The sequence below is a fragment of the Egicoccus halophilus genome, assembly GCF_004300825.1.
GTDB classification, from domain to species: domain Bacteria; phylum Actinomycetota; class Nitriliruptoria; order Nitriliruptorales; family Nitriliruptoraceae; genus Egicoccus; species Egicoccus halophilus.
The window spans coordinates 570,424-594,693 of sequence record NZ_CP036250.1 but is presented as its reverse complement, the minus strand read 5'-3'; the positions used below and the strand labels follow the sequence as shown (position 1 = coordinate 594,693).

The window sequence follows — 24,270 nt, the reverse complement described above, 5'->3', positions numbered from 1 at the left end:
AGCGGCGGGCGTCGTCGAGGTGGTGCGTCTACTGGGCGATCGGCACGGCGAGGTCCTCGGGCTCCTCGACCTGGTCGGCCAGCAGGCGCTTCTCGCGCATCTCGAGCCGGTCGAGCCAGAACAGGCTGGCGAGAAAGCCGAGCAGCGACACGATGGTCCACAGCGCCGAGGGCAGCCAGCGCATGCCGGGATCGAAGAAGGAGTACCAGGCGCCGGGCTCACCGACCGCGATCGGGTCGGTGACCGGGACGCCGTCGTCGTCGACGAAGTTCGCGAAGGTCTGGAACTCGGCGGTCAGCAGCCGCAGCCCGGTCTCCGGGTCGTCGGCGATCCGCGGTTCCCCGACCACATCGGCGGTGTAGAAGGGGTTGGCACGCCGGGAGTCCTCCGGCTGCACCTCGGCGACCTCCTCCTCGAGGGCGCTGCGCCGCTCGACACCGATCTGCGCCACCCCGTTGCCGTCGATGGGCAGGAACTGGTCCTGCATCTGCTCGACCGCGGCGTTGACCGAGCCGGACAGGCTGGCATAGGCCGGATCCGCGAGGATCTCCTCCTCGTCCTGCCCCTCGAGGCCCAGGTACTGCTCGACGGAGACGAACTCGGCCTGCTCGGGCGCGAAGAACTCCCCGCGCTCGGCACCGGGCTCGAAGGCGAACCAGTTCTCCGCGTAGTGGGCGTTGTTCTGTCCGGGCAGATGGGTGATGCCGAGGTAGGGCGGGATGCCGGGCCCGCCGAACCACCAGAACACGCCGATCAGCAGCCCGAAGCCGAAGAAGGCGACGCCGTAGATCGCGCCGGCCTTGCGGGCGCCGTAGTTGGACCACAGCAGCGCGTACACCGAGCCGCCGAAGAACAGCAGCCCGAGCGGCACCGCGAGCCAGGCGGCCGGGTGGGTCGACGGGATGGCCTGCTCGACCGCGACGAGCGGGCCGTCGAGCAGCGGCAGCAGGGAGCTGAAGAGCTGGTTCATTCCTCGTTGCCCTCCGTGACGGGGTCCCCGCCGATCTGGCCGAAGCGCGGACCGCCGGTTTCCTGCAGCCCCTCGATGTGGTCGATCACGGCCTCGATGGCGTCGTCGCTCAGGACACCGGCGAAGCTGGGCATGGGCGCCTTGCCGGGCACGAGCCGGCCGTTCTCCACCGCGTCGCGCACGACCGCCCGGACCTGCTCGGTGTCACCCTCGCCGTCCCAGCCGTAGCGCTCGAACACGTTGAGCAGCTGCGGGCCGACGTAACCCTCGGCGTTCTCGCCGTGGCAACGGGCGCAGTTGGCCCCGAAGATGTCCTCGCCCGAGGCGCCTTCGAAGGCCTGGGCCTCGTCGATGTCGCCCTCGGCGGCGTCGACCTCGCCGGTCTGCACCGACAGGATGTAGGCCAACAGCGCCTGCAGTTGCTGGTCGGAGTACTGGCCACCCTCACCGACACCGAACGCCGGCATCGGGGTGCCGGGGCGTCCGTTGACGAGCGTCATGTGGATGAACTCGGCCACGTCGTCGACGATCTCGGACTCCTGGTAGCGCGCCACGATGTTGTTCAGCGCGGGCGCGGGCCAGGGGGCCTCGATCTCCTGGTTCGGGTGGGGTGCGGACCCGCCCTCCAGGTTGGTGCCGTGACACGACGCGCAGGCGTCGGTGAACAGTTGCCGGCCGGAGGCCACGTCCTGCTCGTAGAACTCGTCGACCCGGTTGTTGATCCGCCCGGGCTCGATCAGCCAGTACAGCGGCAGGAACAGCGACGCGAACACGGCCAGGGCCACGCCCCAGGCCATGGCGCGCTCCATGCCGGTGGTCTCGAGCTCCTCGTCGGAGTGGTACGGGCGCATCGCCAGTGGGATGTCGCCGAGCCGGTGCGGGCCCTTCTTGCCGCGGCCGGGGCCGACGACGAAGTAGGCGACCGCGAACGCGGCGAGCGCCGCCAGCAGGATGACGATCGGCACGTTGCCGCCGCTACCGCCGCCCTCGGCGAGGATGAACAGACCAGGCATGGACGAACTCCGTGAAGCTCAGGCGTCGACGCAGGACGGGCCCTCGGGCGACTGCTCGAGTGCGTTGGCCGTCCGGGCCGGACCGGTGATGAGGTTGCCGAAGTCGACGACGAACAGGCCGTCCTCGATGAACGAGGCGTACCGGTCCAGGCCGCGGGGCGCCGGACCGCCGGTCCACTCGCCGTAGCGGTTGTAGCGCGAGCCGTGGCAGGGGCACTCGAACCACTGCGAGCTCTGGCACCACGGGACGGCACAGCCGAGGTGGGGGCAGGCCTGGGTGAACAGCGCCATCAAGCCGACGCCGCCGTCGAAGGCGTGGTCGGGGCCGTAGTTGCGCTCGGCCGCGGCATTGCCCGGGTCCCAGCGCACGATGGACAGGCCACCCTCGGGAACGCGGTACGGCGCACGGTCGGCGTCGATCTCCGCGGCGATCTCCGCCGCCGGCCCGATCGGGACCTCACCGGTGAGCTCGTCACCGGGGCGGGGCCACAGGAAGCCGAGTGCGCTCAGGGCGAACCCACCCAGCCCGGCGCTGACGGACCCGATGAGTCCGTAGCGCAGGAAGGTGCGCCGTTCGACCGGTTGGAGTCGGCGCTTGTTGTCGTCTGCCATTGGTTCCTCGACTCGTCTCGTGCCCGTCGCCGGGCACGGTGACGTGTGCGGCTTACAGCGTGAAGCCCAGGCCCTGTGTCCACGGCCACACCCACTCGTAACCGGCGCCCCGCAGGAACGAGCCGATGATCACGAGCACGCCCCAGAAGGCGAGGAAGAACGTGAAGGCCATGTTGGCGACCTTGCGGTTCTCCGGGCGGGCGGAGGGGTTCTTGTCCAGGTACGGGACGGCCATCAGGATCACCACGGCCACACCGGGCAGCGTGACGCCGGCGACCATGGGGTGGAAGTAACGCAGCAGCTCCTGCAGGCCCATGAAGTACCAGGGGGCCTTGTTGATGGCCGGCACCTCGTTGGGGTTGGCCAGCGACCCGAGCGGCGCGTCCAGGAAGAACGACGCGACCAGCAGCAGCGAACCGACGGCCAGCAGCGCCACGAACTCGACCAGCAGCAGGTGGGGCCAGGTGTAGACCTTGTCCATCTGCTTGGACTGCACCTGCTGGATGCCGGCGGGCGGGACCAGGGCGAGCAGCCGGTGGGTGTGCGAGCTGGAGGTCGGCACGCCGATCGACGTGCTGCCGTTGCCACCCAGCGAGGCCGCGACCCGCGCGGAACGCTCCTCGGGGGTCAGTCGGCCACCGTTGCCGGCGCTCTCGTCGGCGGCCGTCTTGGTCGCGACGGCGCCGCCGCCACCTCCGCCCTGGTTGGCGCGGAAGTCCTCGAGCGCCTTGGACGCCTGCTCGGCCGGCCGCGGACCGAGGTTCTGGCCCTCGGCGATCTTGGCCTTGCGCACGGCGGCGGCCTTGGCCTTCGCCCGCGCGATGCGCTCGGACGTGCCTCCCGCGATCAGGCGGTCGTAGACCTCCTGGTCGATCTGCACCTCTTCGGACATGTCAGCCTCGTTCCTGCGCCTGGGACCGGTTCGTAGCCACGATCACAGCGGGCCGGAGATGCCGCCGTCCTTGCGGATCCGCCAGAAGTGGACCGCGAGGAAGATGACGGTGATGAACGGGATGAACAGCACGTGCAGCACGTACCAGCGCAGCAGCGTGTTGGGACCGATGGTCACGCCGCCGAGCAGCACGAACTGGACCTGGTCACCGAAGACGGGCGTGTAGCCCATCATGTTGGTACCGACCGTGACCGCCCACAGGGCCAGCTGGTCCCAGGGCAGCAGGTAGCCGGTGAACGACAGCAGCAGCGTCAGCAGCAACAGGATGACGCCGACCACCCAGTTGAACTCGCGCGGGGGCTTGTACGCACCGTGGTAGAAGACCCGCGCCATGTGGAGGAAGACGGTGAAGACCATCGCGTGCGCCCCCCATCGATGGAGGTTGCGCACCAGGTTGCCGAACGTCACCGATGCCGAGATGTCTCGCATGTTGGCATAGGCGAGCTCGGTGCCGGCACCGGCGGCCGGCGTGTAGAAGAACATCAGGAAGATGCCGGTGATGGTGAGCAGGATGAACAGGAAGAAGCTCAACCCACCCAGGCAGTAGGTGTAGGTGAGCTTGAGCCCGTGCCGCTTCACCTTCACCGGGTGCAGGTGGTAGAGCACGTTGTTCATCGCCGCCAGCGCCCGGTCACGCGAGGTGTCGCGGTAGCCCTTGCGGTAGATCGAGCCCGGCCGGAAGATGGACTTCCAGATCACGTTGTCCTGGACGTTGGTCTTGACGTCCGAGAAGCTGGGGGGCTTCCTGGCCACGTTCTCGTCCTCTTCTTCCTCGTCGGACCCACCGGCGGTCCGTGTGCCGGTGTGGGTGCGCGTCTGGCGGGGTGTACGGCGGCTAGTTGTCGACCCGACCGAGCCACAGGGCGTCGGAGGGGCAGCGTTCGACGCAGATGGCACAGCGTGTGCACTCGTTGTCGTCGATGATGAACACCGCGTGTGACTGCGACGCCAGCGTCATCAGCGACGGGCTGTCGGCGTCGCGCACGATGTCGGGGGACATCATGTAGATGCACTCCCAGGGACAGACGTCCTCACAGGCCCGGCACAGGATGCACAGTTCCGGGGTGAGCCCGATGTGCCGCTTGGGCTTGACCCGTTCCTGGAGCCACTGCGGGTCGACCTGCTGGACGACGTAGTCGTCGAACATCAGCGGGTGTTCGCCCTTGTCCGTCTTTCCCACGTCGTCCCTCCTTCCTGCCGCGTCCGGTGGATGGCTCGGTGGCTACTTGTAGCCACCGGCCTCGGGCTTGGTCTCGCCGGGGGCGAGGGTCTTGGGCAGCGACTTCTGCACGCGCAGCGCGAGCCAGCACGTGAGCACGATGCCGATGACCATCATCGCCCCGACCACGCCCTCGGTGATGACCGAGTACAGGTTGGAGGCGATGTCGAGGCGGTAGTCCGGGTTGATGTCGATGCCGGCGGTGGCCGGGATGATCGTCCCGGACAGGACGTTCTCGTTGGACTCGGTGAACTGGATCCAGGCGTGCGGGATGACGCCGTGCAGCCACCACAGGAAGCTGCTGCCGGCCATGACGCCCATCGCCGCGGACAACCACTCGCGCTTGCCGCGGAAGATCTTGGCCAGCCACAACGGCAGGATCATCAGCGGACCGACCCACAGCACCATGACCACGAGTCCGACCCAGCCGCGGCCGAGGTCGTACGGGTCACCGAACTGGTAGGCCGCGCGCAGCGCGTCGGGCAGTGCCGCGCCGAACTCGCCGAACCACTCACCCACGTCTGACTCTCCTTGCACGGTGCTGCGACGCCTGGGCCGCCTCGCATTTCCCACCATCGGCGCGGTGCGCCGCGGCCACGCTGGACGACCCCGTGCCGCCCACGAGAGGCGTCACGCTGAGCTCCCGACGAATGTCCTGCTCCGGCCGGAGCGGGACAGGCCCGGCCCCGCCCGTACAGATGCATGCCGGCCGGGACCCGGAGGCTACCAATCGCCGCGTAGCCCGAACAATCGACCCGGGTGGGCGCGCGTCACCGCGTGCGCGTCACAGCATGCGCGCCACCTCGTCGGCGGCCGTGACGATCCGTTCGACGTGGGCGTCGGACAACGCCGTGGAGGGGAAGATCACCTCGTAGCCCGACGGGGCCAGGTAGACGCCGCGCTCGAGCATGCCGTGGAAGAACCGGGCGTAGCGGGCATGGTCGGCGGCGGCGACGTCCTCGTAGCGGCGTGGCGCGGTCTCGGCGAACAGCACGCCGGCCAGCGTCGCGTGCCGCAGCACCTGTGCCGGCACGCCGGCGGCGTCGAAGGCGGTCCGCAGCCCGTCGACGAGCCCGTCGGTCACCACGCCGAGCCGGGCATAGACGTCGTCGGTCAGCAGGCGCAGCTGCGCGAGGCCGGCCGCGACGGCCACCGGGTTCCCCGACAGGGTGCCGGCCTGGTAGACGGGCCCGGCGGGGGCGAGGGCGTCCATCAGCTCGGCGCGGCCACCGAAGGCCGCCAGCGGGAAGCCGCCACCGACGATCTTGCCGAGCACGGTGAGTTCGGGCGTCACCCCGTGCAGTTGCTGGGCGCCACCGCGGGCGACGCGGAAGCCGCTGATGACCTCGTCGAACACCAGGACCGCGCCGCTGGCGTCGGCCTGCGCGCGCAGGAAGGCGAGGAAGCCGTCCTCGGGCGCCACCAGGTTCATGTTCGCCGGCACCGGCTCGCACAGGATGGCGGCGAGGTCGTGGCCGTGGACCTGCACCGCCTCGGCCACCGCGTCGCGGTCGTTCCACGGCACCAGCACGGTGTCCTCGGCGGCGCCGTCGGTGACCCCGGGGCTGCCGGGGATGCCGAGGGTGGCGACCCCGGATCCCGCGGCGACCAGCAGCGCGTCGGAGTGCCCGTGGTAGTGCCCGACGAACTTCAGCAGCTTGCGTCGGCCCGTGGCGCCGCGCGCGAGCCGGATGGCGGACATGCCGGCCTCGGTGCCGGAGTTGACCAGGCGCACCTTGTCGACCGAGGGAACGGCGTCGACGATCGCCTCGGCGAGCGCGATCTCGCCCTCGGTGGGGGCGCCGAACGACGAGCCACGGCCGATGGCGTCCACGGCCGCCTCGCGCACCTCGGCGGGCACGTGGCCGAACAGCAGCGGCCCCCAGGAGTTCACCAGGTCGAGGTAGCGGTTGCCGTCGGCGTCGACCAGCTCGGCGCCCTCGCCGCGGGCGATGAACCGCGGGGTGCCCCCGACGCTGTCGAAGGCCCGGACCGGGGAGTTCACCCCACCCGGGATGACGGCGCGGGCGCGCTCGAACAGGCGCGCGGAGATCTCGGTGTCCATGGGGACTCCTGGCGGGTGAGGCCGGCGAGCGGCCGACGACCGGCGCTCGCGGTCGAGGCTAGCGGCGCCCGCACCCGCCCCGGCCCGGCGACGCTCCCCGGTCCGGCGACGCTCGCTCCCGCCCGCGGGACGGCTCAGGGACGGACGTGCTCGAAGATGACGTTGTCGGCCAGCGCCCGGGCCCGGGCGAGGTCGTCGGCGTCCGCCACCGTCCAGGTCACCAGCGTGCCGCCGGCGGCCCGCCAGGCGTCGGTGGCGGCGTTGGGCAGTCCGGCGAGGTCGTAGGAGATGGCGTGCGGACGGACGGTGGCGGCGTCGCGCAGCTGCGCCAGGCGGCGGCGCACGACCGCGGGCAACCGCTGGTCCTCGGCCGCGGTGGCGGTGAGCACCCGGGTCAGGGCGGGCCGGCGACGGGTGAAGAAGCCGACCGTGGCCGGGTTGAAGCTCGCCACGCACGCCGGACCGTCGTGGGCGTCGAGGACCTCGGCGACCGCGCGCTCGAGCCGCCCGGCGCGCAACCGCACCGACTTGACCTCCACCATCGCCGGGTGACCGTCGAGCGCCGCGAGTGCCTCGGGCAGGGTCGGCACGGTCTCGTCGGTGACCGCGCCGTCGCCGTCGCGCAGGCGCAGGGTCCGCAACGTGGCGAGGTCGAGCTCACCGACCCGGCGACCGTCGCCGGTGAGGCGCGTGAGCACCGCGTCGTGGACGACCACCGGCGTACCGTCGCCCGCGAGCATCACGTCGAGCTCGACGCCGTAGTCGGCGGCCGCCGCGGCCCGGAACGCCGCCAGCGAGTTCTCCGGCACCTGCGGCCCGTGCAGGCCGCGGTGGGCCAGCGGGACCTGCCGCAGCCAGTCGGGTGCCGACGGCTCCATCAGGCGTCCGCGGTGGTGGCGAGCTCGACCGCGGCATAGGTCAGCACCAGGTCCGCGCCGGCGCGGCGGATCGAGACCACCGCCTCGCGCATGGCGCGGGGGCCGTCCAGCCAGCCGCGCTCGGCGGCGGCGTGCAGCATCGCGTACTCCCCCGACACCTGGTAGGCGGCCACCGGCACGTCGAAGGACACCCGGGCGTCGGCGATGACGTCGAGATAGGCCAGCGCGGGCTTGACCATCAGCACGTCGGCGCCCTCGTCGACGTCGGCGGCGAGCTCGAGCAGCGCCTCGCGCCGGTTCGCGGGGTCCATCTGGTGACCGGCCCGGTCGCCGTCGACCATGGTCGACTCGGCCGCCTCGCGGAACGGGCCGTAGAACGCCGAGGCGTACTTGGCCGCGTAGGCGACGACCACCACCTCACCGAAGCCGCCGGCATCGAGCCCGGCGCGGATCGCGGCGACCTGCCCGTCCATCATCCCCGAGGGCGCGACGACGTCGATGCCGGCGTCGGCGTAGGTCAGGGCGTCGCGGACGTAGGCCTCGACGGCGGCGTCGTTGACGACCTGACCGCGCGCGTCGAGCGGGCCGCAGTGGCCGTGGTCGGTGTACTCGCACTGGCAGACGTCGGCCCACACGACCAGGTCGTCACCCAGGGCGTCCTTCATCGCCCGCGCCGCCCGGGGCACCGGCCCCTGCGGGTCCCACCCGCCGGTGCCGTCGGCGTCCTTGGTGGCGGGGATGCCGAACAGGATCACCCCGCCGACGCCGACGTCGGCGGCCCGCCGGGCGAGCGCGAGCGCCGAGTCGACGTCGTGCTGCGCGACGCCGGGCATCGAGGAGATCGGCACCTCCCCCTCGACCCCGTCCTTGACGAAGATCGGCAGGACCAGCCCGGCGGGGTCGATCCGGGTCTCGGCGAAGGCGCGCCGCAGCGCGGGCGTGCGGCGCAGGCGACGCAGGCGGGTCTCGGGGAAGGGCACGGACGACCTCGACGGCGGCTCGGGAGCGGGACCTCGGCGAGTGTAGGAGCGGTTCCCCCGTCGCCGTCCGTCGGTCAGCGACCGTCGCGCCACAGCTTCCAGGCCGCCGCGACCGCGGTCGCGGCCACGCCGTAGGCCGCGACCGGAGGTGGTGACGCGTTCGCCAGCACGCGCCCGACGCGGTCCGCCGGGGGCGGGACGGCGGCGGCCTGCAGCGCGCCGACGACGGCGACGGCCCCGGTGCGGCCCGCGGCCGGCGCAGCGTCGGTCCTCGTCGCGGACGACCCGACGGTCGGGTGCCCGGCCGTCTCGCTGTCGGCGCTCGGAGCGCGGACCTCGTCGTCGAGCGCGGACTCGGGCGCGCGCCCGGCGGCGACGTCCTGCGGCAGCGGCCGGTTGCCGGCCACGACGCTGGGGAGCTGGCGGGTGTCGGCCGCGTGGGCGGCCCCCATCCCCTCGGCCTGGGCGTCCGACGGCGCGCCGTCGACGTCCTTGTCGTCGACGATCGGCACCCCGTGCACCTCCGGCGAGACCAGGATCCCCCGCCGCCGCTCGGTCAGCAGGGCGTTGAGCTCCGCGCCGTACAGGTAGAGCCGACCGGCGAGGTAGAGCAGCAGCAGCAACGCGATGATGCCGCCGAACGCGCCGTAGAGGGCGTTGGCGTCCTCGGCCTGGTTGGCGACGTAGGCCGCGCCGGCGATCTTGAGCGCGGCCCAGCCGAGCGCCCCGAGTGCGGCGCCGGGCAGCAGCCGGCGCAACCCGAGCTCGGAGGTGGGCGAGAACATCCGGTAGGCGGCCAGGAACAGCAACAGGTCGAGTGGGAAGGTGGCCAGCAGCGCCACCGGGGTGGCGGACCAGCCGGGCAGGTCGAGGAAGCCGACGAGGCTGGAGGCGCCGGCGGCGGCGAGCGCGACCAGGCCCAGCACCGGCAGGGCGACGACCTGCAGCAGCTTGCCCCTGACGCCGGACGGCAGGGCCCCGCGGAACACCATGGTGGTGGCCACCATGGCCGAGTTGATCACCTTCAGACCGGTGACCAGCAGGGTGACGGCACCGACGCCGGCGATCGCGCCGCGGTTGGCGACCACGGTCTGCACGAACCCGTCGACCCCCTGGCCCGTGGCCTCGAGCGCGGCCTGCAGGCCGGGCACGGCCGAGGTCATCGTGCGGGCGATCTCGGCCTGGTCGGCGGGGTCTTGGAACACGAAGCCGGCGACGGCGACCGCCAGCACCAGCAGCGGGACCAGCGAGAGGAACCCGAACAGCGCGATCGCGGCGGCGAACTGGTCGGCGGCGTCGAGGCGGTAGCGCTGCTGCATCTGCCACGCGGTACCGATCACCGGTACCCGCTCGAGCTTGTCCGTGAACGCCATGCGGCCCTCCTGCGCCCGACGCGGGCTCGCCGGAGGTTAGGAACCGCCCGCACCGGGGATCGCCGACGAAGGGGCAGGCGGACGGAGGGTTCCGGCGGCTCAGGCGCCCGGGACCGCGGCGCACAAGGCGTCGACGAGGCCGTCGAGGTCGTGGGGGTCGGCCTCGACGGCGACCGGTACGTCCAGCTCCCGGCAGGTGCGCGAGGTGACCGGGCCGATCGAGACGACCCGGCCCTGCCACGGCCGCTCCCCCACCAGGGTGACGAAGTTGCGCACCGTCGACGACGAGGCGAACGCCAGCAGGTCGATCCGGCCGGCGGCGAGGTCGTCGAGGACCTCGTCGGGCAGCGCGTCGGGCAGCACGGTCCGGTAGGCCACGACCTCGACCGGCTCGTAGCCCTTGTCGGCCAGCAGCGTGTGCAGGATCTCGCTGGCGATGTCGGCCCGCGGCAGCAGTGCGCGGCCGCTGCCGGGCGGGATCGCCTCGCCGAGCGCCTCGGTGGTGGCGCGCTCGGGCACCAGGTCGGCACGCACCCGCAGCCGGTCCCACAGCCGTCCCGCGGTCCCCGGCCCGACGCAGGCGACCGTCGGCACGCCGGCGAACACCCGGGCATCGAGGCCGTCCTGCTCGATCGCGTCGGCGACCGCGTCGACCCCGTTGGGCGAGGTCAGGCACACCACGGTGAACGCGCCGCCGGCGAGGTCGTGCAACGCGGCGCGCAGGGCGCCGGAGTCGCCGTCCTCGATGCGCAGCACGGGCGCCTCGACCGGTTCGCCCCCGAGGACGCGCACCCGCTCGGACAGCGCCGACGCCTGCGCGCGCGAGCGGGCCACCAGCACCCGCTGGCCCGCCAACGGCGGTGCGCCGCCCATCAGCCGGCCTGTCGCCGCAGGGTCTCGAGGACCTCGTGCCCCCCGGCCTCGAGCAACGTGGCCGCCATGACACGACCGAGCAGCTGCGGTTCGTCCGCGGCGGTCTCGTGCGACGCGCGGTACAGCCGGGTCCCCGACGGGTCGGAGAGCAGGCCCAGCAGCTCGAGCCGCTCACCGCCGTCCGGTCCGGGCAGCAGCGACGCGTGGGCGCCGATCGGTGCCGTGCAGCCGCCCTGGAGCTGCAGCAGCAGCTCGCGTTCGGCGGCGACCACGGTCCGGGTGGGTGCGTGGTCGAGCCGGCGCAGCCCCTTGCGGGTGGTGGCGTCGTCGACCCGGCACTCGATCGCGAGCGCGCCCTGCGCCGGGGCGTGCAGCAGCTCGCCGTGCTCGAGCGGGACCACCGTGAGGTCGAAGCCCTGCGGCCGCAGGCGCAGCAGGCCGGCCAGGGCCAGCACGATGCCGTCCACCTCGCCGTTGACGACCTTGCCCAGGCGGGTCTCGAGGTTGCCGCGGATCGGCTGGACCAGCACGTCGCGGCGGGCCTTCTGCAGCTGCGCCCTGCGGCGTGGCGAGGAGGTCCCGATGGTGACCTGGCGGTCGCGGGGCAGCTCCGCCAGGCGGTGTCCGGCCCGGGTCACCAGGGCGTCGCGCGGGTCGACGCGCTGGGGGACGGCGCCGATGACCAGGCCCTCGGCCGGCTCGGTCGGCAGGTCCTTGTAGGAGTGCACGACGAGGTGGCAGTCACCCGAGAGCACCGCACGACGGGTCGAGTCGACGAACAGGCCCTTGGAGTCGAAGGCCTCCAGTGCCCGGTCGGGGTGGTCGTCGCCGGTGGTCGCCATCGGCACCAGCTCGAACGGCCGTCCGGTGGCCTCCTGGAGCGACTCGCCGACGTGGCGCGCCTGGGTCTGCGCCAGCGTGGAGCGGCGGGTCGCGATCCGCCAGGGACCGCGGTCGGACGCGCTGGCCATCAGGTGTCCGAGTCGGACGCGACGTCGTCGAGCGCGAACAGGTCGCGCAGCGCGTCGGCCTGGTCGTGCGCGCCGGTGCGGTCGGCCAGCTCCTTGAGCCGGACCGTCGGCGTGTGCAGCAACGTGTTGACGATGCCGCGCGTGAGCGCCTCGACCGCCTCGCGCTGGCGGTCGTCGAGCGTGGACAGCTTGCCGGCGAGCCGGTCGAGCTCGTCGGCGCGGACCTGTTCGGCCTGGCGACGCAGGTCGCGGATCGTGGGCTCGACCGCGCTCGCGCGGGTCCAGGCCAGGAACCGCGCGGCCTCCTCCTCGACGATGTCACGGGCGGCGGCGACCACCTCGCCGGTCACGCCGCGGTCGGCGACCGCGCGCACGTCGGCGATGTCCACGACCTCGACCCCGGCCACGTCCTCGCAGCGCGGGTCGACGTTGCGCGGCATGGCGAGGTCGAGCAGCACCAGCGGCGACGCGTCGCGCGCGGCGAGACGCTGCTGGCGGGCGGCGAGCACCAGGTCGAGGTCGAGCACCGGTTCGGGTGCGCCGGTCGTGCACACCACCAGGTCGGCGGACGCGACCGCGCATTCCAGGTCGCCGGCCTCGACGACCACCCCGCCGGTGCGCAGCGCCAGGCGCTGGGCCTTGTCGGCCGACCGGTTCCAGACCGCGACGTGACCCGCACCTTCGTCGACGACCCGGCTGGCGGTCAGCCCGCCCATCTTCCCCGCGCCGACGAGCAGCACGTTCCGTCCGGCGATCGGCCCGCCGAGACGCTCGGTCGCGACGTCGATGCCGACGTCGACCATCGAGGACGCCCCCCGGGCGATCGCGGTGTCGTTGCGGACACGGCGACCGACGCGGACGGCCTGACGGAACAGCCGCTGCAGCATCCGCCGGGCGGAGCCCTCCCCGCGGGCCGCCTCCATCGACTGCTTGACCTGCATCGCGATCTGGCGCTCGCCCACGACCATCGAGTCGAGGCCGGCCGCGACCGCGAACAGGTGCGCCGCCGCCCGGTCGTCGTGGTAGCTGTACTGCAGGTCGTCGAGGTCCTGCGGATGGATGTCACCGCGCTCGGCGAGCCAGCCGCGCAGCTCCTGCAGGCCCGGGTGGAACCGGCTGACGGAGGCGTAGATCTCGACCCGGTTGCAGGTCGAGAGCACGACGGCCTCCTGCACGTGCTCGAGCCCGACCAGCGACTTCAGCGCCTTGGGCAGCTCGTCGGCGGGCACGGCGAGACGTTCCAGCAGCGACAGATCGGCGCTGCGGTGGTTGCACCCGACGACGAGGAGGGACATGGGCCCGATCGGTTCGACGATCCGCGGACGGACGGCACAGCCGGTGCCGAGGAGGGCGACGCGGCGGGCCACCGGCCCGCGTGTCCCCACGAGGGGGCGAGCGTACCCGCCGGCGCCCGTCGCGACCAATGCGCGCCGCGGCCGTGCGGCCTCGGCGGCCAGCCGCGCCGTCGGCGGCCCGGCGGCTCAGCTCGCGGCGGCCGACACCTGCCCGAGCTGCTCGTAGAAGGACAGGATCTGCAGTTCGGTGGACAGGTCCACCGTGCGCACCGAGACGTGCTCGGGAACGTCGAGGTGGACCGGCGCGAAGTTGAGGATGGCGGTCACGCCGGCCGCGACGACCTCCGCGGCGACCGCCTGGGCCCGCCCTGCCGGGGTCGCGAGCACCGCGATGGTGATGCCGCGGTCACGCACGAGATCCGGCAGCTGCGCGGCCGGCTGGACGACGTGGTCGCCGACCTGCGTGCCGATCTTGGTGGGATCGGCGTCGACCAGCGCCTCGACCCGGAAGCCCCGGCGGCTGAACCCGTCGTAGCTGGCCAGGGCCCGACCGAGGTTGCCGATGCCCACGATGACCACGGGCCGGTCGTCGGTCAGCCCCAGCACGGTCGAGATCTCCGTGGTGAGCTCCTCGACCGCGTAGCCGACGCCCCGGGTGCCGTAGCTGCCGAGGAACGACAGGTCCTTGCGCACCTTCGCCGAGGTCAACCCCGAGGCGCGGGCCAGGTCCTCGCTGGAGACCGTGCGGCGGCCCGCGTCGGCGGCCTCCACCAGCGCCTGCAGGTACTGGGGCAGACGTGCCACCGTGGCCTCGGGGATGCGGCGAGCCGTCACGCTTCCGCCTCCTGGTCGTCGCCCGACGCCGTCCGTACCGATGCACGCGGCGCCGTCGAGGCTACGCCGCCGGCCCGATGCGGCCAATTCGGACCTCTGGACGCCCGGCCGTCAGTTCGGGCGCCGGGCGTCGCGGACGGCCCGACGGACGGTGCCCGGCGCCACCTCGAGTTCGGCGACCTCGGTCCCGTCCACGACCACGACCGGCACGCGTACCCCGTAGCGCCGGACGAGGTCCTCGTCGGTGTCCACGTCGACGGCCCGGATGACGGCGCCCCGCGCCTCGCGGGCGACCAGGTGCTCCGCACGGCGGCACAGGCCGCAGCCGGCGCGGGTGTAGACGACCACCTCGGGACGGGTGCGGCGCGAACGTCGGAACGGCATGCCGCGAGCCTACGTCAGCCGGCGTCGGGGACGGGCGCGGGCGGGGTCGCGGGCGAGGACGGATGGGGTGGCCCGGAGACGACTACCCTCGCCGGCATGCGTGTCCTCGCCTCGACCGGTCCCCTGTTCGCCCGTCCTCTGGACTGGGCGCTCGCGGTGATCGCCGAGGCCGGCTACGACGGCGTCGAGCTGATGGTCACCCAGGACCCGGCCACCCAGGACGCCGAACGCATCGTCACCGCGGCGGCCACCGAGGGCGTGGGCATCCCGGTCGTCCACGGCCCGTTCCTGCTGCTCACCCGGCGGGTGTTCGGTACCGACCTCGTCGCCAAGGCGCGCCGCACGCTCGAGCTCGCCGACGACGTCGACGCCGACCTGATGATCGTGCACCCACCGTTCCGGTGGCAGCGACCGTTCCACGAGTGGCTGCTGAGCGAGGGGGACGCGGAGGCCGAGGAACACGGGACCCGCATCGGGGTGGAGAACCTCTACCCGGTGTCGGTCGCCGGACGTCCGGTGCGCTTCCACCGCTACACCGTGCCCGAGCACCTGCTGCCCTTCCGGCACGTGGTGCTCGACACCAGCCACTTCGGGGTCGCCAACGTCGACATCACCGCGGCGTACCGGCGGCTGCGCTCGCAGGCCGTGCACCTGCACGTCTCGGACAACCGTGGCGGCGGCCGCGACAGCCACGCCCCGCTCGGGCACGGGCGGCTGCCCCTGGCGGGGTTCCTGCAGGCGGTCGGCGAGGACCACGCCGAGCCCGGTGGTGCCCGGGCGTCGATCACGCTCGAGCTCGACTGCCGCCGCTACCTCGACGACCGCAGCGCGCTGGTCGGCTACCTGCGCCAGGAACGCGAGAAGTGCCTGGCACTGCTGGACGGCGCACCGGCCGAGGAGGTCCTCGGCCGACCCGACGTGGTCGCGGTCGCCCCGGGCGCCGACGAGGACGACCCGGACCAGCCGACCGTCCCGCCCCCCGGGGCGGGCGAGCCGACCTGACCCACCCGACGAAGGAGCAGTCCCGTGCGACCCGGCACCTCGTTGGCCCTCGTCGTGCTGCTGGCCGTCATCGTCGTCGCGGCCGTGGTGCAACTGACGCGGGCCGCCGGCCTGTGAACCGCACTCGCCAGCCGGTGGACCGCGCCTAGAGGAACACCGAGCGCCGCCCCATCAGGTTGCGGTGCAGCATGCGCTGGATCGTGTCGCGCACGTGGTCGGTCAGCTCGAACACGACCATCGGGTCGTCGGCGGCCTCGGGACCGTAGGCGCTGGTGTCGATCGGCTCGCCGTACTCGATCACCCACTTCGAGGGCAGCGGCAGCAGCGCCAACGGGCCGAGCACCGGCAGCGCGAACAGCTGCGGCACGATCGGGAAGTACGGCAGACCGAACAGGCGGGCGACGACCCGCAGGTCGTAGAGCAGCGGGTAGATCTCCTCGCTGCCCACGATCGCCGTCGGCACGATCGGGACCTGGGCCCGCAGCGCGGTGGCGACGAAGCCGCCCCGCCCGAAGCGCTGCAGTCGGTAGCGGTCGCGCCATGGCTTGCCGACCCCCTTGAAGCCCTCGGGCCACACGGCGACGAGTTCGCCCCGCTCGAGCAGGCGGTCCGCGTCGGGGCCCGAGGCCAGCGTCGCGCCGGTCTTGCGGGCGAAGGGACCGACGAAGGGGGTGCGCAGCGCGAGGTCCGCCGCCAGCTCGCGGGCGTGGCGACCGGTCTGCTCGAGGATGTCGAGCCGGGTGATCAGCGCGTCCGCCGGCAGCGTGCCGGCGTGGTTGGCCACGACCAGGCCACCGCCCGAGGAAGGCACGTTGGCCGCGCCGTGGCTGGCCACCCGCCACCAGTGACGGTGCAGGGGGCGCACCAGCGGCATCAGCACGGAGTTGGTGAGGTCCTCGTCGAAGCCGAACTCGTCGACCTCGTAGTCACCGGTCAGGCGTCGGCGCAGGAACGCCGCACCCTCGCGCAGGTGGTCGGTCCACGAGGCCCCCGCGACCTCGTGCAACGCCCCGAGCGCATCCACCGGCGGCTGCCAGCCACGCTTCTGCGCCTCCCGGGCGACGCGGGCGGCCGCCCGTGCCGCCTCGTCGTCGGCCCGCCGGATCCGGGCGCGTGCGCCCGACGACGTGGCGTGCCCGGCATCGTCGCTCGCCCCGGGATCGGCCCCGGGATCGACACCGGGGTCGGCCCCGGGATCGACACCGGGATCGACACCGGGGTCGGCGTCGGTGGTCGCCGCCGGCCGCGGTGCGTGGACGCGGCACCGGCCCTGGTCGACGGCGTAGTTGCGGCAGGGGCGGCCGTCGGCGGTGGTGGCCGCGCACCGCTCGCGCGCGACACCGGTGGCGCGGGAGCGCGCGGCCCGCTGCTCGGCGATGGAGATCACGTCGGCGTCCCGGGAGGCGGCGTTCACGAGGTCGGCCCCTCCGAGCGACCGGCGAGGAAGCGCCGCTGGTCCTGGCGGGCCAGGAAGGCGTTGACCTCGCGCTCGAGCCGCTCGACCTCCTCGTGCGGGACCAGGCCCCGGATGCGACGCCGACGCACGAAGTCCTCGAACGCCGAACGGCTGGTGTGCCGCGGCTCGTACCCGAACTCCTCGCGCAGACGGGTGATGTCGACCGCCCGCCCGAAGCGCAGGAAGCGCAGCTGCTCGGGCGAGAGGTCGACGTGCCGGTTGCGCCGCACCAGCGAGGCGACCGCGTCGACGAACGGCTGCGGGACCGGGGCCGGCAGGCGCCCGGCGAGCCGGATCGCCTGGGACAGGTACACCACGCCCTCCCCGGCGACGTTGTAGATGCCCGGCGGCGCGCCGGCGACGGCCCGTTCGAGCACCGCCACGGCGTCCTCCTCGTGGCAGAACTGCAGCCGGGGGTCGAAGCCGAGCACCGTCGGCACGGCCGGCAGGCTGAACAGGGCGTGGAACGAGCTGTCGATGCGCCCCCCGAGCAGGTTCGCGAAGCGCAGGATCGTCAGGTCGACGTCGCGACGCCGGCGGGCGAAGGAGCGCGCGTAGCCCTCGATCTCGCTGGCGTCCTTGGCGTACCCGTGCCGGGGGGGCGTGCGCGGCAGGTCGGTCTCGCGGAAGCTGACCGGGTCGGTGTGCTCCGAGCCGTACACGGCCGTGCTGGACTTGAGCACGAACCGGCGGACGGTCGGGGCGTTCTGACACGCGGCGAACAGCTGCATCGCGCCGATGACGTTGCGTTCCTTCATCAGCGACCGGCTGCCGGAGGGCCCCGGCGTGCTGGCCGTGCTCAGGTGCACGACCGTGTCGACCCGGTGCGCGTGCAGTGTCGCGCCGACCAGCGGGTTGCGCACGTCGGCGCGGACGAACTCGTCGACGGCCAGCTCCGGGTGCGGGTCCCGGACGTCGACCCCGACGACGAGCTCGACGTCCTCCCGGCGAGCGAGCGCCGTGGCGAGGAGACCGGCCAGGTCGCCGGCGGCGCCCGTGAGCAGCACCCGACGTCCCTCGGTCACCTGCAGCCTTCCTCGTACGCGGGTCTCCTCGTGGCCGAGTGAACCAGACGGCCCGCGTCGCCCGCGACGTCGCCCCGGCCCCTCAGCCGTGCACGGGCGGTGCGGCCACCCCGTGGTGCGGCAGCACCAGGCGCCGGACGGCCTCGACCGATTCCTCGGCGGCCCGACGCGCCTGCGCGTGCAGCTCCGCACCGACGTCGACGGGGTCGTCGGTGAACGAGCGTGGAGGGGTTCGCCCGGTGCGGGCGACGGCGAGCTCCTGCCAGGTCATCGGCGTGTCGACCGGCACGGCGCGTCCGCTCATCTCGGCGAAGGCGAGCGTCCAGGCGCGCGGGACCACCTGCACCACCTGGTAGCCACCACCGCCGAACGCGACCCAGCGGCCGTCGCAGACCTCGTGCGCCAACTCGTGCAGGCGTCGGTAGATGCGCGCGTCGTCGTCGACCGTCAGCGCGAGGTGGGCGAGCGGGTCCGACGCGTGGGTGTCACAGCCGAGCTGGGTGACGAGCACGTCGGGCGCGAACGCCCGCACGAGCGGCTCGACGACCGCGTCGAAGGCCCCGAGCCAGACGTCCCCGGTCGTGCCGGGGTGCAGCGGCACGTTGGCGGCGGAACCGGGAGCACCGGCGCCGCCGATGTCGGTCGCGTGTCCCGTCCCGGGGAACAGGAACCGTCCCGACTCGTGCAGCGAGATGGTCAGCACCCGCGGGTCGTCGGCGAACAGCACCTCGACCCCGTCACCGTGGTGCACGTCCACGTCGACGTAGGCGATCCGCTCGGCGCCGTGCTCGAGGAGCCAGTCGATGGCGACGGCCGGGTCGTTGTAGATGCAGAAACCCGCCGCGCGGTCGGGCATGGCGTGGTGCAGCCCTCCCGCCGGGTTGAACGCGTGGTCGGCCTCGCCCTCCCACACCTGCCGGGCGGCCTCCTTGGACGCCGCGCAGACCAGCAGGGAGGTCGCGTGCATGCCCACGAACGCCGGGGTGTCCCCCGGGCCGAGGCCGTAGACGTCGTCGGCGCGGGCGGTCGCGTCGGCCGAGAGCCGCTTGACCGTGTCGACGAAGTCGGGTCGGTGCAGCCGCAGCAGTTCCGCCTCGTCGATCGGGCCGGGCGCGACCTCGACCGCTCCGCCCCCGACCAGTCCGCTGTCGCGGATCAGCGCCATCGTGAGCTCGACCCGCACCGGGGCCAGCGGATGCTCGGGACCGAGGTCGTAGGCACCCAACCGGTCGTCCCAGAGCAGGGCGACCCGTCCGGCGGCTCGTGCGCTGCGTCCCGCCACGCCGCTGCTCCTCCCGGTCGGCAGCAACGGCAGCGTATCGGCGTGACCGGTGGGGTCCCGAAGTCGCCGACGTGTCGGCGGTTCAGTCCCCGACGCGCCGCAGGGCACCCTGCTTGTGGGCGGCCCGGGCACCGGTGTCGTCGGACTCGACGATGTAGACCGGGTCGTCCTCGGAGCCGTTGAAGGCCTGCCCCTCGAACTCGATCCGCTCCTTGTGGATCTGCTTCACCCGGCCGGTGCTCTCGCCCTGGGCGTGGTTCCAGGCGACCTCGTCGCCCTGGCGGAAGGGTCCGGACATGTACTGCTCCTGCTCGGGGTCGTCGCCGGAGGTTCGGTGCCCGACGCGGCTCGGGTGACCGGCCGGCCGACCAGGGGCCCCGGGCGGACAGCCGCACGCCATCGCGGCTCAGACCGCCAGGTAGGCACCCGTGTGGCGGAACCAGCGTTCGAGGTCGGCCGCCGCCAGCGGCCGGCTGAACCAGTAGCCCTGGCCGACGTGGCAGCCGAGGGTCGCGAGCCGGCGCATCGTCTCCTCGTCCTCGACGCCCTCGGCCACCACGAGCAGGCCGAGGTTGCGGCCGAGGTCGATCGTCGACTGCACGATCGCGCGGTCGTCGGCGTTGACCATCATGTTGCTGACGAACGAGCGGTCGATCTTGAGCTCGTCGACGGGCAGGTTCTTCAGGCGTGCCAGCGACGAGAACCCGGTGCCGAAGTCGTCGATGGCGAGCTTGACGCCCATGCCGGACAGGCGCTCGAGGATCTCCTTGGTACGCAGCGAGTCGAGCAGCATCGCCGTCTCGGTGATCTCGAGCGTGAGCACCTCGGCCGGCATCCGCGACTCGTGCAGCAGCCGTTCGACGAGGTCGGGGAAGTCGACGTCGAGCAGGCTGCGGGCGGAGACGTTGACGGCCATCACCACCCGCGCGTTGCGGGCGTGCCAGGCCCGGCACTGCTGCAGGGCGGCCCGCAGCACCGCCTCGGTGAGCGGCAGGATCAGGCCGGTCTGCTCGGCCAGCGGGATGAACTCGTCGGGCGAGATCGGTCCGTGCCGGGGATGCTCCCAGCGCACCAGCGCCTCCAGCCCCCGGATCCCGCCGGTGAGCAGGTCGACCAGCGGCTGGTAGTGCACGTCGAGCGCGGCGGCCTCGATCGCGCCGCGCAGGTCGTTCATCATGGCCAGGCGTCGAGGGCTGTAGGGGTCGCGCTCGTGCGCGTACACCTCGACGCCGGTGCGGTGCTCCTTGGCCTGGTACATCGCGACGTCGGCGCGCTGCACCAGCACCTCGGGCTGGTCGCCGTGGTCGGGGGCCAGCACGAGGCCGACACTGACCGCCACCTCCAACGACACCTCGTCGATGCGGAAGGGCACCTCGAACGCACCCAGGACCTGGTTGGCGACGACCCGGGCCGAGGCCTCGTCGCCGTGACCGGGGGCCAGCACCGCGTACTCGTCGCCGCCGAAGCGGGCGACCACGGCGCAGTCGGGCGTACAGGCCCGCAGCCGCTCGGCGACCTGTCGCAGGAGCTGGTCGCCGGCGTGGTGACCCAGCGTGTCGTTGACCTCCTTGAACCGGTCGAGGTCGAGCAGCAGCACGGCGGCCCGTCCCCCGTCGGCCAGCGCCTCGCGCATGCGCTCCTGGAAGTGGGCCCGGTTGGGCAGGTCGGTCAGGTCGTCGTGGCGGGCCTGGTGCAGGGTCGCCGCGCCCTGGCGCCGCAGCTCGTCGACCAGCCGCCGGTTCTGGAAGGCGACGGCCGCCTGGTTCGCCAGCGTCTCGAGCAGCCGCAGGTCGGCGGTCTCGAAGTTGCTGACGTCGTCGAGCCGGTCGACCGCCCACAGCTCACCGACGATCTGTCCGTCGTCGCCGCGCAACGGCACTCCCAGCGCCTCGTCGTGCCCGGGCCAGGCGGTGGCCAGCGCATCGGCCGTCGCCGAGTCGGACGCGGCGAGATGCACCGGGGTGGTCAGCCCCGGCCCGTCGGCCGACGGGGCACCCGACACCTGCACCCGATCCTCGCGACGACGCCGCCGTTCGGGACCCTCGGCCCCATCGGCGAGACGCACCTCGACCAGCTCGGCGCGCAGCAGGTGGGCGCTGTGCTCGAGCAGGACGTCCACGACCGCCTCGGCGTCCGCGCAGGCCTCCACGGCGCGGCCGAACGCGTGCACCTGTTCCATCTGCGTGTGGCTGCGCTTGAGCTGGTCGTAGGCCCGGTAGGCCAGCACCAGGGTCACCGCGACCGCGGCCAGCGCCCACACGCCGCGCCAGTCGACCGCGATGACCGTCGCGACGATGACCCCGAAGCTCGCGTTGGTGAACGCGGTGCGCAGCCCGGCGACGAACAGCCCGTCGAGGGTCTCGCGCTGCAGCGACCCCTCGTGCAGCGAGAGCACGACCACGAACGCCAGCGTCGAGAGGGCGTCGGCGGCGATGACCGCCAGCAGCGCCGCGATCCAGCCGCGGGGACCGAGCGGATCGGCCGTGCCGACCACGGCGTGCCAGACCAGCAGGCCAACGACCGTCTCGAGCCAGCCGACCGCGAGGTTGAAGCCGAGTTTCATCGGCGGCACGCGGACCTTGAGGGTCAGGGCCGCGAAGGAGCCCAGGAGGCGGGCCGCGATCAGCCCCAGCGGGTGCAGGAAGACGAACCCGACCACCAGTGGGGTCTCGCTGAACGACAGTGCGTGTGCCGAGCGACCGAAGTAGAGGTGGACGACCAGCAGTTCGGTGACCAGGAAGATCGGGACGAAGACCCAGAACGGGATCTGGAGGTGGTCACCGGGCAGGGTGAGCGGCGCGACGTAGCGGACGGTGAGCGCGAGCGCGACGGCAGCGAGCAGCAGGGTGAAGATCCACACCCGCTGCTCGCCACCGAACCGGACCCGGCCCCGAAGGGCCGAGCCGGCGCCGTCTGCTCGTCGCACCTAGTTCGTCCAGTCCTCGGCCCGCCAGGAGCGGGTGTACCACCCGGCATCGCGCCACGAGCGGGTGTCCCACCCGGCCTCACGCCACGACCGGGTGTCCCAGTCGCCGGTGCGCCAGCTGCGGGTCGCCCAGCTGTCGTCGCGCCAGCTTCGGGTGCGCCAGGTCCGACCGGTCCAGCTCTCGGCACACCAGCAGTCGTCGGACCACTCCTGGCCGAGCCACGCACCATCACGCCAGGACCGCGTCGCCAGGCTCTCGCGGGCCCAGGCGGTGCTGTCGAACGGCCCGAGGATCGTGTGCTCGCCGACGAGCGCCTCGTCCCCCTCACCAAGGGTCACCGACCCGCGTGCGGCCTGCAGCGAGCCGGTGCCCGTGCCGAACTCGTGGGTCTGTGCGACGCCGTCGGCAGGCAGCGGCGCGCTCACGGCCGCGCGCAGGTCGAGCAGACCGGCACCGGCCTCGGTCGCCGGCGCCGCCAGCGGTGTGGCGTGCGCGGTCAGCAGGTACTTGACCTCGTCGGGGGTCAGCTCCGGGCGCTCCTGCAGCAGCAGGGCCACCGCACCCGACACGACCGCCGCGGCCTGCGAGGTCCCCGAGCCCTTGAGGTAGCGCTCGGCGACGTCGGGCTGCGGGTTGCGCACGTCGATGAAGGAGCCCGGGCTGCGCAGCGAGAGCACCGAGCGCCCCGGCGCGAGCAGGTCGGGGTTGCGGACCCCGTCACCGCGGTTGGAGAACGCGGTCACCTCGTCGTCGTCGGTGCGCAGCGTGCCCCTGGTGTCGGCGGCACCGACGGCGATCACGAACGGGCTGATCGCCGGGTTGGCGAGCCGGCCGTAGTCGTCGCCGTCGTTGCCGGCCGACACGACCACCACGATGCCGTGGCGCCAGGCCACCTCGACCGCGTAGGCCAGCGGGTCGAGCCGGTAGTCCTGGGCGCCGTCGGTGCCGAACGAGAGGTTGATCACCCGTACGTTGAGGCCCTCGTCGTCGCGGTGCTGCACCACCCAGTCGATCGCGGCCAGGACCTGCGACACGTCGGTCGCGCCCTCGAAGCTGGCGAGCTTGAGGCTCAGCAGTCCGGCGTCCGGGGCCACACCGAGGTGGCGGCCGGAGGTGTGCGCCGCGTCGAATCCGCCGGCGGCGTTGCGCGGGCCCGGGTCCTGCGCGGCGATGATCCCGGCCATGGCGGTGCCGTGCCCGTAGGTGTCGAGGTAGGCGAGCTCCTCGAGCTGCGACTCGAACGACAGGTCGGGACCGTTGCGGACGTTGCCGGCGGTCAGCCCGTCGACGGGCACGACGCCCGAGTCGATCAGGGCGACGCCGACGCCGGCACCGGTGACGCCGCGGGCCCACAGCTCGCGGGCGCCGATGACGCGGGTGACGTGGTCGAGGCTGACACCACGGGCCGGGTCGGTGTAGGCCTCGTCGTGGTCGAGCGGGCTGTCCACGACACCCTCGGCGATCGCCTCGGCCGGCACCGCGGCCGGGGGGACCACGCCGTCCTCGGTGGCGGCGATCACCGACGACAGCGCGGTGAGACCGTCGACCTGACCGGCCGCCACGTCCACGACCAGCGTCTCGAGCGCCGGCAGCTGGGCGGCGACCCGGCCGCCCGAGGCCGTCACGGCCCTGGCCGCGGCGTTGAGCTGTCCCGGTGCGGCCTGCACGTTGACCCGGACGGTGTCGTCGGCGGCGGCCGGCTGCGGTGTGGGCAGCAGCGAGGCGGCGAGCGCGGCGGTGAGCGCCGTCGCGGTCAGGCGCCAGCTCCAGGAGCGTCGGTGCGCCGCGACGGCGGGCACGGACGCGCCCCCCTCGTGGTGTCCCATGGTCGTTCCTTCCTGCCGCTTCCGTGCGGCCGGGGCGAGCCGCCCACGGGCGCGTCGGCACGTCGACCCGAACGGAGCGGCGGGACCCCCACGTCTTGAAGGCCCCTGGGACGACATCGGCGCCCACCGCCCGGACTTGAGCGGTTTTCTCCGCGCTTTCTCTCGGAGCGCGTTCATCCGCAACGGAGAGTGGTCGGGCGGGGCGGTGAACGCACGGAACCAAGCCGTCAGGACGCCGCAACACCGGGTCACGCTGCTCCGCCCGCTCCGGGGTCCACGTCGCGTCCCGGACGCGACGCGGCCCCGGACCACAGGGGTCCGGGGCCGCGAGAG

Annotated in this window: 23 protein-coding genes; 1 reads left to right on the top strand and 22 read right to left on the bottom strand. The window is 73.2% G+C overall.

The window, feature by feature from the left end; all coding sequences use genetic code 11:
• Positions 1-28: 28 nt before the first annotated feature.
• The 16 genes from ELR47_RS02755 to ELR47_RS02680 all read right to left on the bottom strand — a co-directional run bounded on the left by ELR47_RS02755 (position 29) and on the right by ELR47_RS02680 (position 14,419).
• Positions 29-970 carry a hypothetical protein gene (locus ELR47_RS02755; RefSeq protein ID WP_130648496.1) on the bottom strand — a complete coding sequence of 314 codons (942 nt, stop codon included), beginning with the start codon at positions 968-970 and terminating at the stop codon, positions 29-31.
• The gene (locus ELR47_RS02750) at positions 967-1,983 is read right to left on the bottom strand and encodes a c-type cytochrome (protein ID WP_130648495.1); all 1,017 of its coding nucleotides are present in this window, start codon (positions 1,981-1,983) and stop codon (positions 967-969) included. Before ELR47_RS02750 ends, ELR47_RS02755 begins: the two co-directional genes overlap by 4 nt.
• 18 nt (positions 1,984-2,001) lie before the next feature.
• A complete protein-coding gene (locus ELR47_RS02745) occupies positions 2,002-2,595 on the bottom strand; it encodes a QcrA and Rieske domain-containing protein (RefSeq protein ID WP_130648494.1) in 594 nt (197 codons plus the stop codon).
• 52 nt (positions 2,596-2,647) lie between these two features.
• Positions 2,648-3,487, bottom strand: a complete 840-nt coding sequence (locus ELR47_RS02740; protein WP_130648493.1) for a cytochrome b family protein — start codon at positions 3,485-3,487, stop codon at positions 2,648-2,650.
• A 42-nt stretch (positions 3,488-3,529) separates the two neighbouring features.
• On the bottom strand, positions 3,530-4,300 hold the full coding sequence (gene extP, locus ELR47_RS02735; protein WP_205745411.1) for a selenite/tellurite reduction operon b-type cytochrome ExtP: 771 nt from the start codon (positions 4,298-4,300) through the stop codon (positions 3,530-3,532).
• 82 nt (positions 4,301-4,382) lie between these two features.
• Positions 4,383-4,727, bottom strand: coding sequence for an NADH-quinone oxidoreductase subunit I (locus ELR47_RS02730; protein ID WP_130648492.1), 345 nt, complete (start codon positions 4,725-4,727; stop codon positions 4,383-4,385).
• Positions 4,728-4,769: 42 nt separating this feature from the next.
• Positions 4,770-5,285, bottom strand: coding sequence for a hypothetical protein (locus ELR47_RS02725; protein ID WP_130648491.1), 516 nt, complete (start codon positions 5,283-5,285; stop codon positions 4,770-4,772).
• A gap of 265 nt (positions 5,286-5,550) precedes the next feature.
• Complete coding sequence (hemL, locus tag ELR47_RS02720) at positions 5,551-6,831, bottom strand: glutamate-1-semialdehyde 2,1-aminomutase (protein WP_130648490.1); 1,281 nt, start codon at positions 6,829-6,831, stop codon at positions 5,551-5,553.
• A gap of 134 nt (positions 6,832-6,965) precedes the next feature.
• Positions 6,966-7,709 carry a glycerophosphodiester phosphodiesterase family protein gene (locus ELR47_RS02715; RefSeq protein ID WP_130648489.1) on the bottom strand — a complete coding sequence of 248 codons (744 nt, stop codon included), beginning with the start codon at positions 7,707-7,709 and terminating at the stop codon, positions 6,966-6,968.
• A complete protein-coding gene (gene hemB, locus ELR47_RS02710; protein WP_130648488.1) occupies positions 7,709-8,689 on the bottom strand; it encodes a porphobilinogen synthase in 981 nt (326 codons plus the stop codon). Before hemB ends, ELR47_RS02715 begins: the two co-directional genes overlap by 1 nt.
• A gap of 74 nt (positions 8,690-8,763) precedes the next feature.
• Positions 8,764-10,062, bottom strand: a complete 1,299-nt coding sequence (locus ELR47_RS02705) for a YhjD/YihY/BrkB family envelope integrity protein (protein WP_130648487.1) — start codon at positions 10,060-10,062, stop codon at positions 8,764-8,766.
• A 99-nt stretch (positions 10,063-10,161) separates the two neighbouring features.
• Positions 10,162-10,935, bottom strand: a complete 774-nt coding sequence (locus tag ELR47_RS02700) for a uroporphyrinogen-III synthase (RefSeq protein ID WP_130648486.1) — start codon at positions 10,933-10,935, stop codon at positions 10,162-10,164.
• Entirely contained in the window at positions 10,935-11,906 is a 972-nt protein-coding gene (gene hemC, locus ELR47_RS02695; RefSeq protein WP_130648485.1) for a hydroxymethylbilane synthase, read from the bottom strand. The genes ELR47_RS02700 and hemC overlap by 1 nt, the downstream gene beginning before the upstream one ends.
• A complete protein-coding gene (locus ELR47_RS02690; RefSeq protein WP_130648484.1) occupies positions 11,906-13,201 on the bottom strand; it encodes a glutamyl-tRNA reductase in 1,296 nt (431 codons plus the stop codon). The genes hemC and ELR47_RS02690 overlap by 1 nt, the downstream gene beginning before the upstream one ends.
• A gap of 186 nt (positions 13,202-13,387) precedes the next feature.
• Positions 13,388-14,035 (bottom strand): redox-sensing transcriptional repressor Rex, encoded by a 648-nt coding sequence (locus tag ELR47_RS02685; protein ID WP_130648483.1) that lies wholly within the window; start codon positions 14,033-14,035, stop codon positions 13,388-13,390.
• A 111-nt stretch (positions 14,036-14,146) separates the two neighbouring features.
• Positions 14,147-14,419, bottom strand: a complete 273-nt coding sequence (locus ELR47_RS02680) for a glutaredoxin family protein (RefSeq protein ID WP_130648482.1) — start codon at positions 14,417-14,419, stop codon at positions 14,147-14,149.
• Positions 14,420-14,515: 96 nt separating this feature from the next.
• On the opposite strand from ELR47_RS02680, the gene ELR47_RS02675 reads away from it, so the two are divergent.
• Positions 14,516-15,421, top strand: a complete 906-nt coding sequence (locus ELR47_RS02675) for a sugar phosphate isomerase/epimerase family protein (protein WP_130648481.1) — start codon at positions 14,516-14,518, stop codon at positions 15,419-15,421.
• A gap of 145 nt (positions 15,422-15,566) precedes the next feature.
• Here ELR47_RS02675 and ELR47_RS02670 read toward each other — a convergent pair whose 3' ends face one another.
• From ELR47_RS02670 to ELR47_RS02645, 6 genes are all read right to left on the bottom strand, one after another.
• Positions 15,567-16,835 (bottom strand): lysophospholipid acyltransferase family protein, encoded by a 1,269-nt coding sequence (locus ELR47_RS02670; protein WP_229730546.1) that lies wholly within the window; start codon positions 16,833-16,835, stop codon positions 15,567-15,569.
• Positions 16,832-17,902, bottom strand: a complete 1,071-nt coding sequence (locus tag ELR47_RS02665; protein WP_188584390.1) for an NAD-dependent epimerase/dehydratase family protein — start codon at positions 17,900-17,902, stop codon at positions 16,832-16,834. Before ELR47_RS02665 ends, ELR47_RS02670 begins: the two co-directional genes overlap by 4 nt.
• Before the next feature lie 82 nt (positions 17,903-17,984).
• Positions 17,985-19,184 (bottom strand): acetoin utilization protein AcuC, encoded by a 1,200-nt coding sequence (locus ELR47_RS02660; RefSeq protein WP_205745410.1) that lies wholly within the window; start codon positions 19,182-19,184, stop codon positions 17,985-17,987.
• Positions 19,185-19,266: 82 nt separating this feature from the next.
• Positions 19,267-19,482 carry a hypervirulence associated TUDOR domain-containing protein gene (locus tag ELR47_RS02655; RefSeq protein ID WP_130648480.1) on the bottom strand — a complete coding sequence of 72 codons (216 nt, stop codon included), beginning with the start codon at positions 19,480-19,482 and terminating at the stop codon, positions 19,267-19,269.
• Between the two features lie 108 nt (positions 19,483-19,590).
• Positions 19,591-22,110 (bottom strand): putative bifunctional diguanylate cyclase/phosphodiesterase, encoded by a 2,520-nt coding sequence (locus ELR47_RS02650; RefSeq protein ID WP_130648479.1) that lies wholly within the window; start codon positions 22,108-22,110, stop codon positions 19,591-19,593.
• Positions 22,111-23,937 (bottom strand): S8 family serine peptidase, encoded by a 1,827-nt coding sequence (locus tag ELR47_RS02645; protein ID WP_165403806.1) that lies wholly within the window; start codon positions 23,935-23,937, stop codon positions 22,111-22,113.
• Positions 23,938-24,270: the final 333 nt, after the last annotated feature.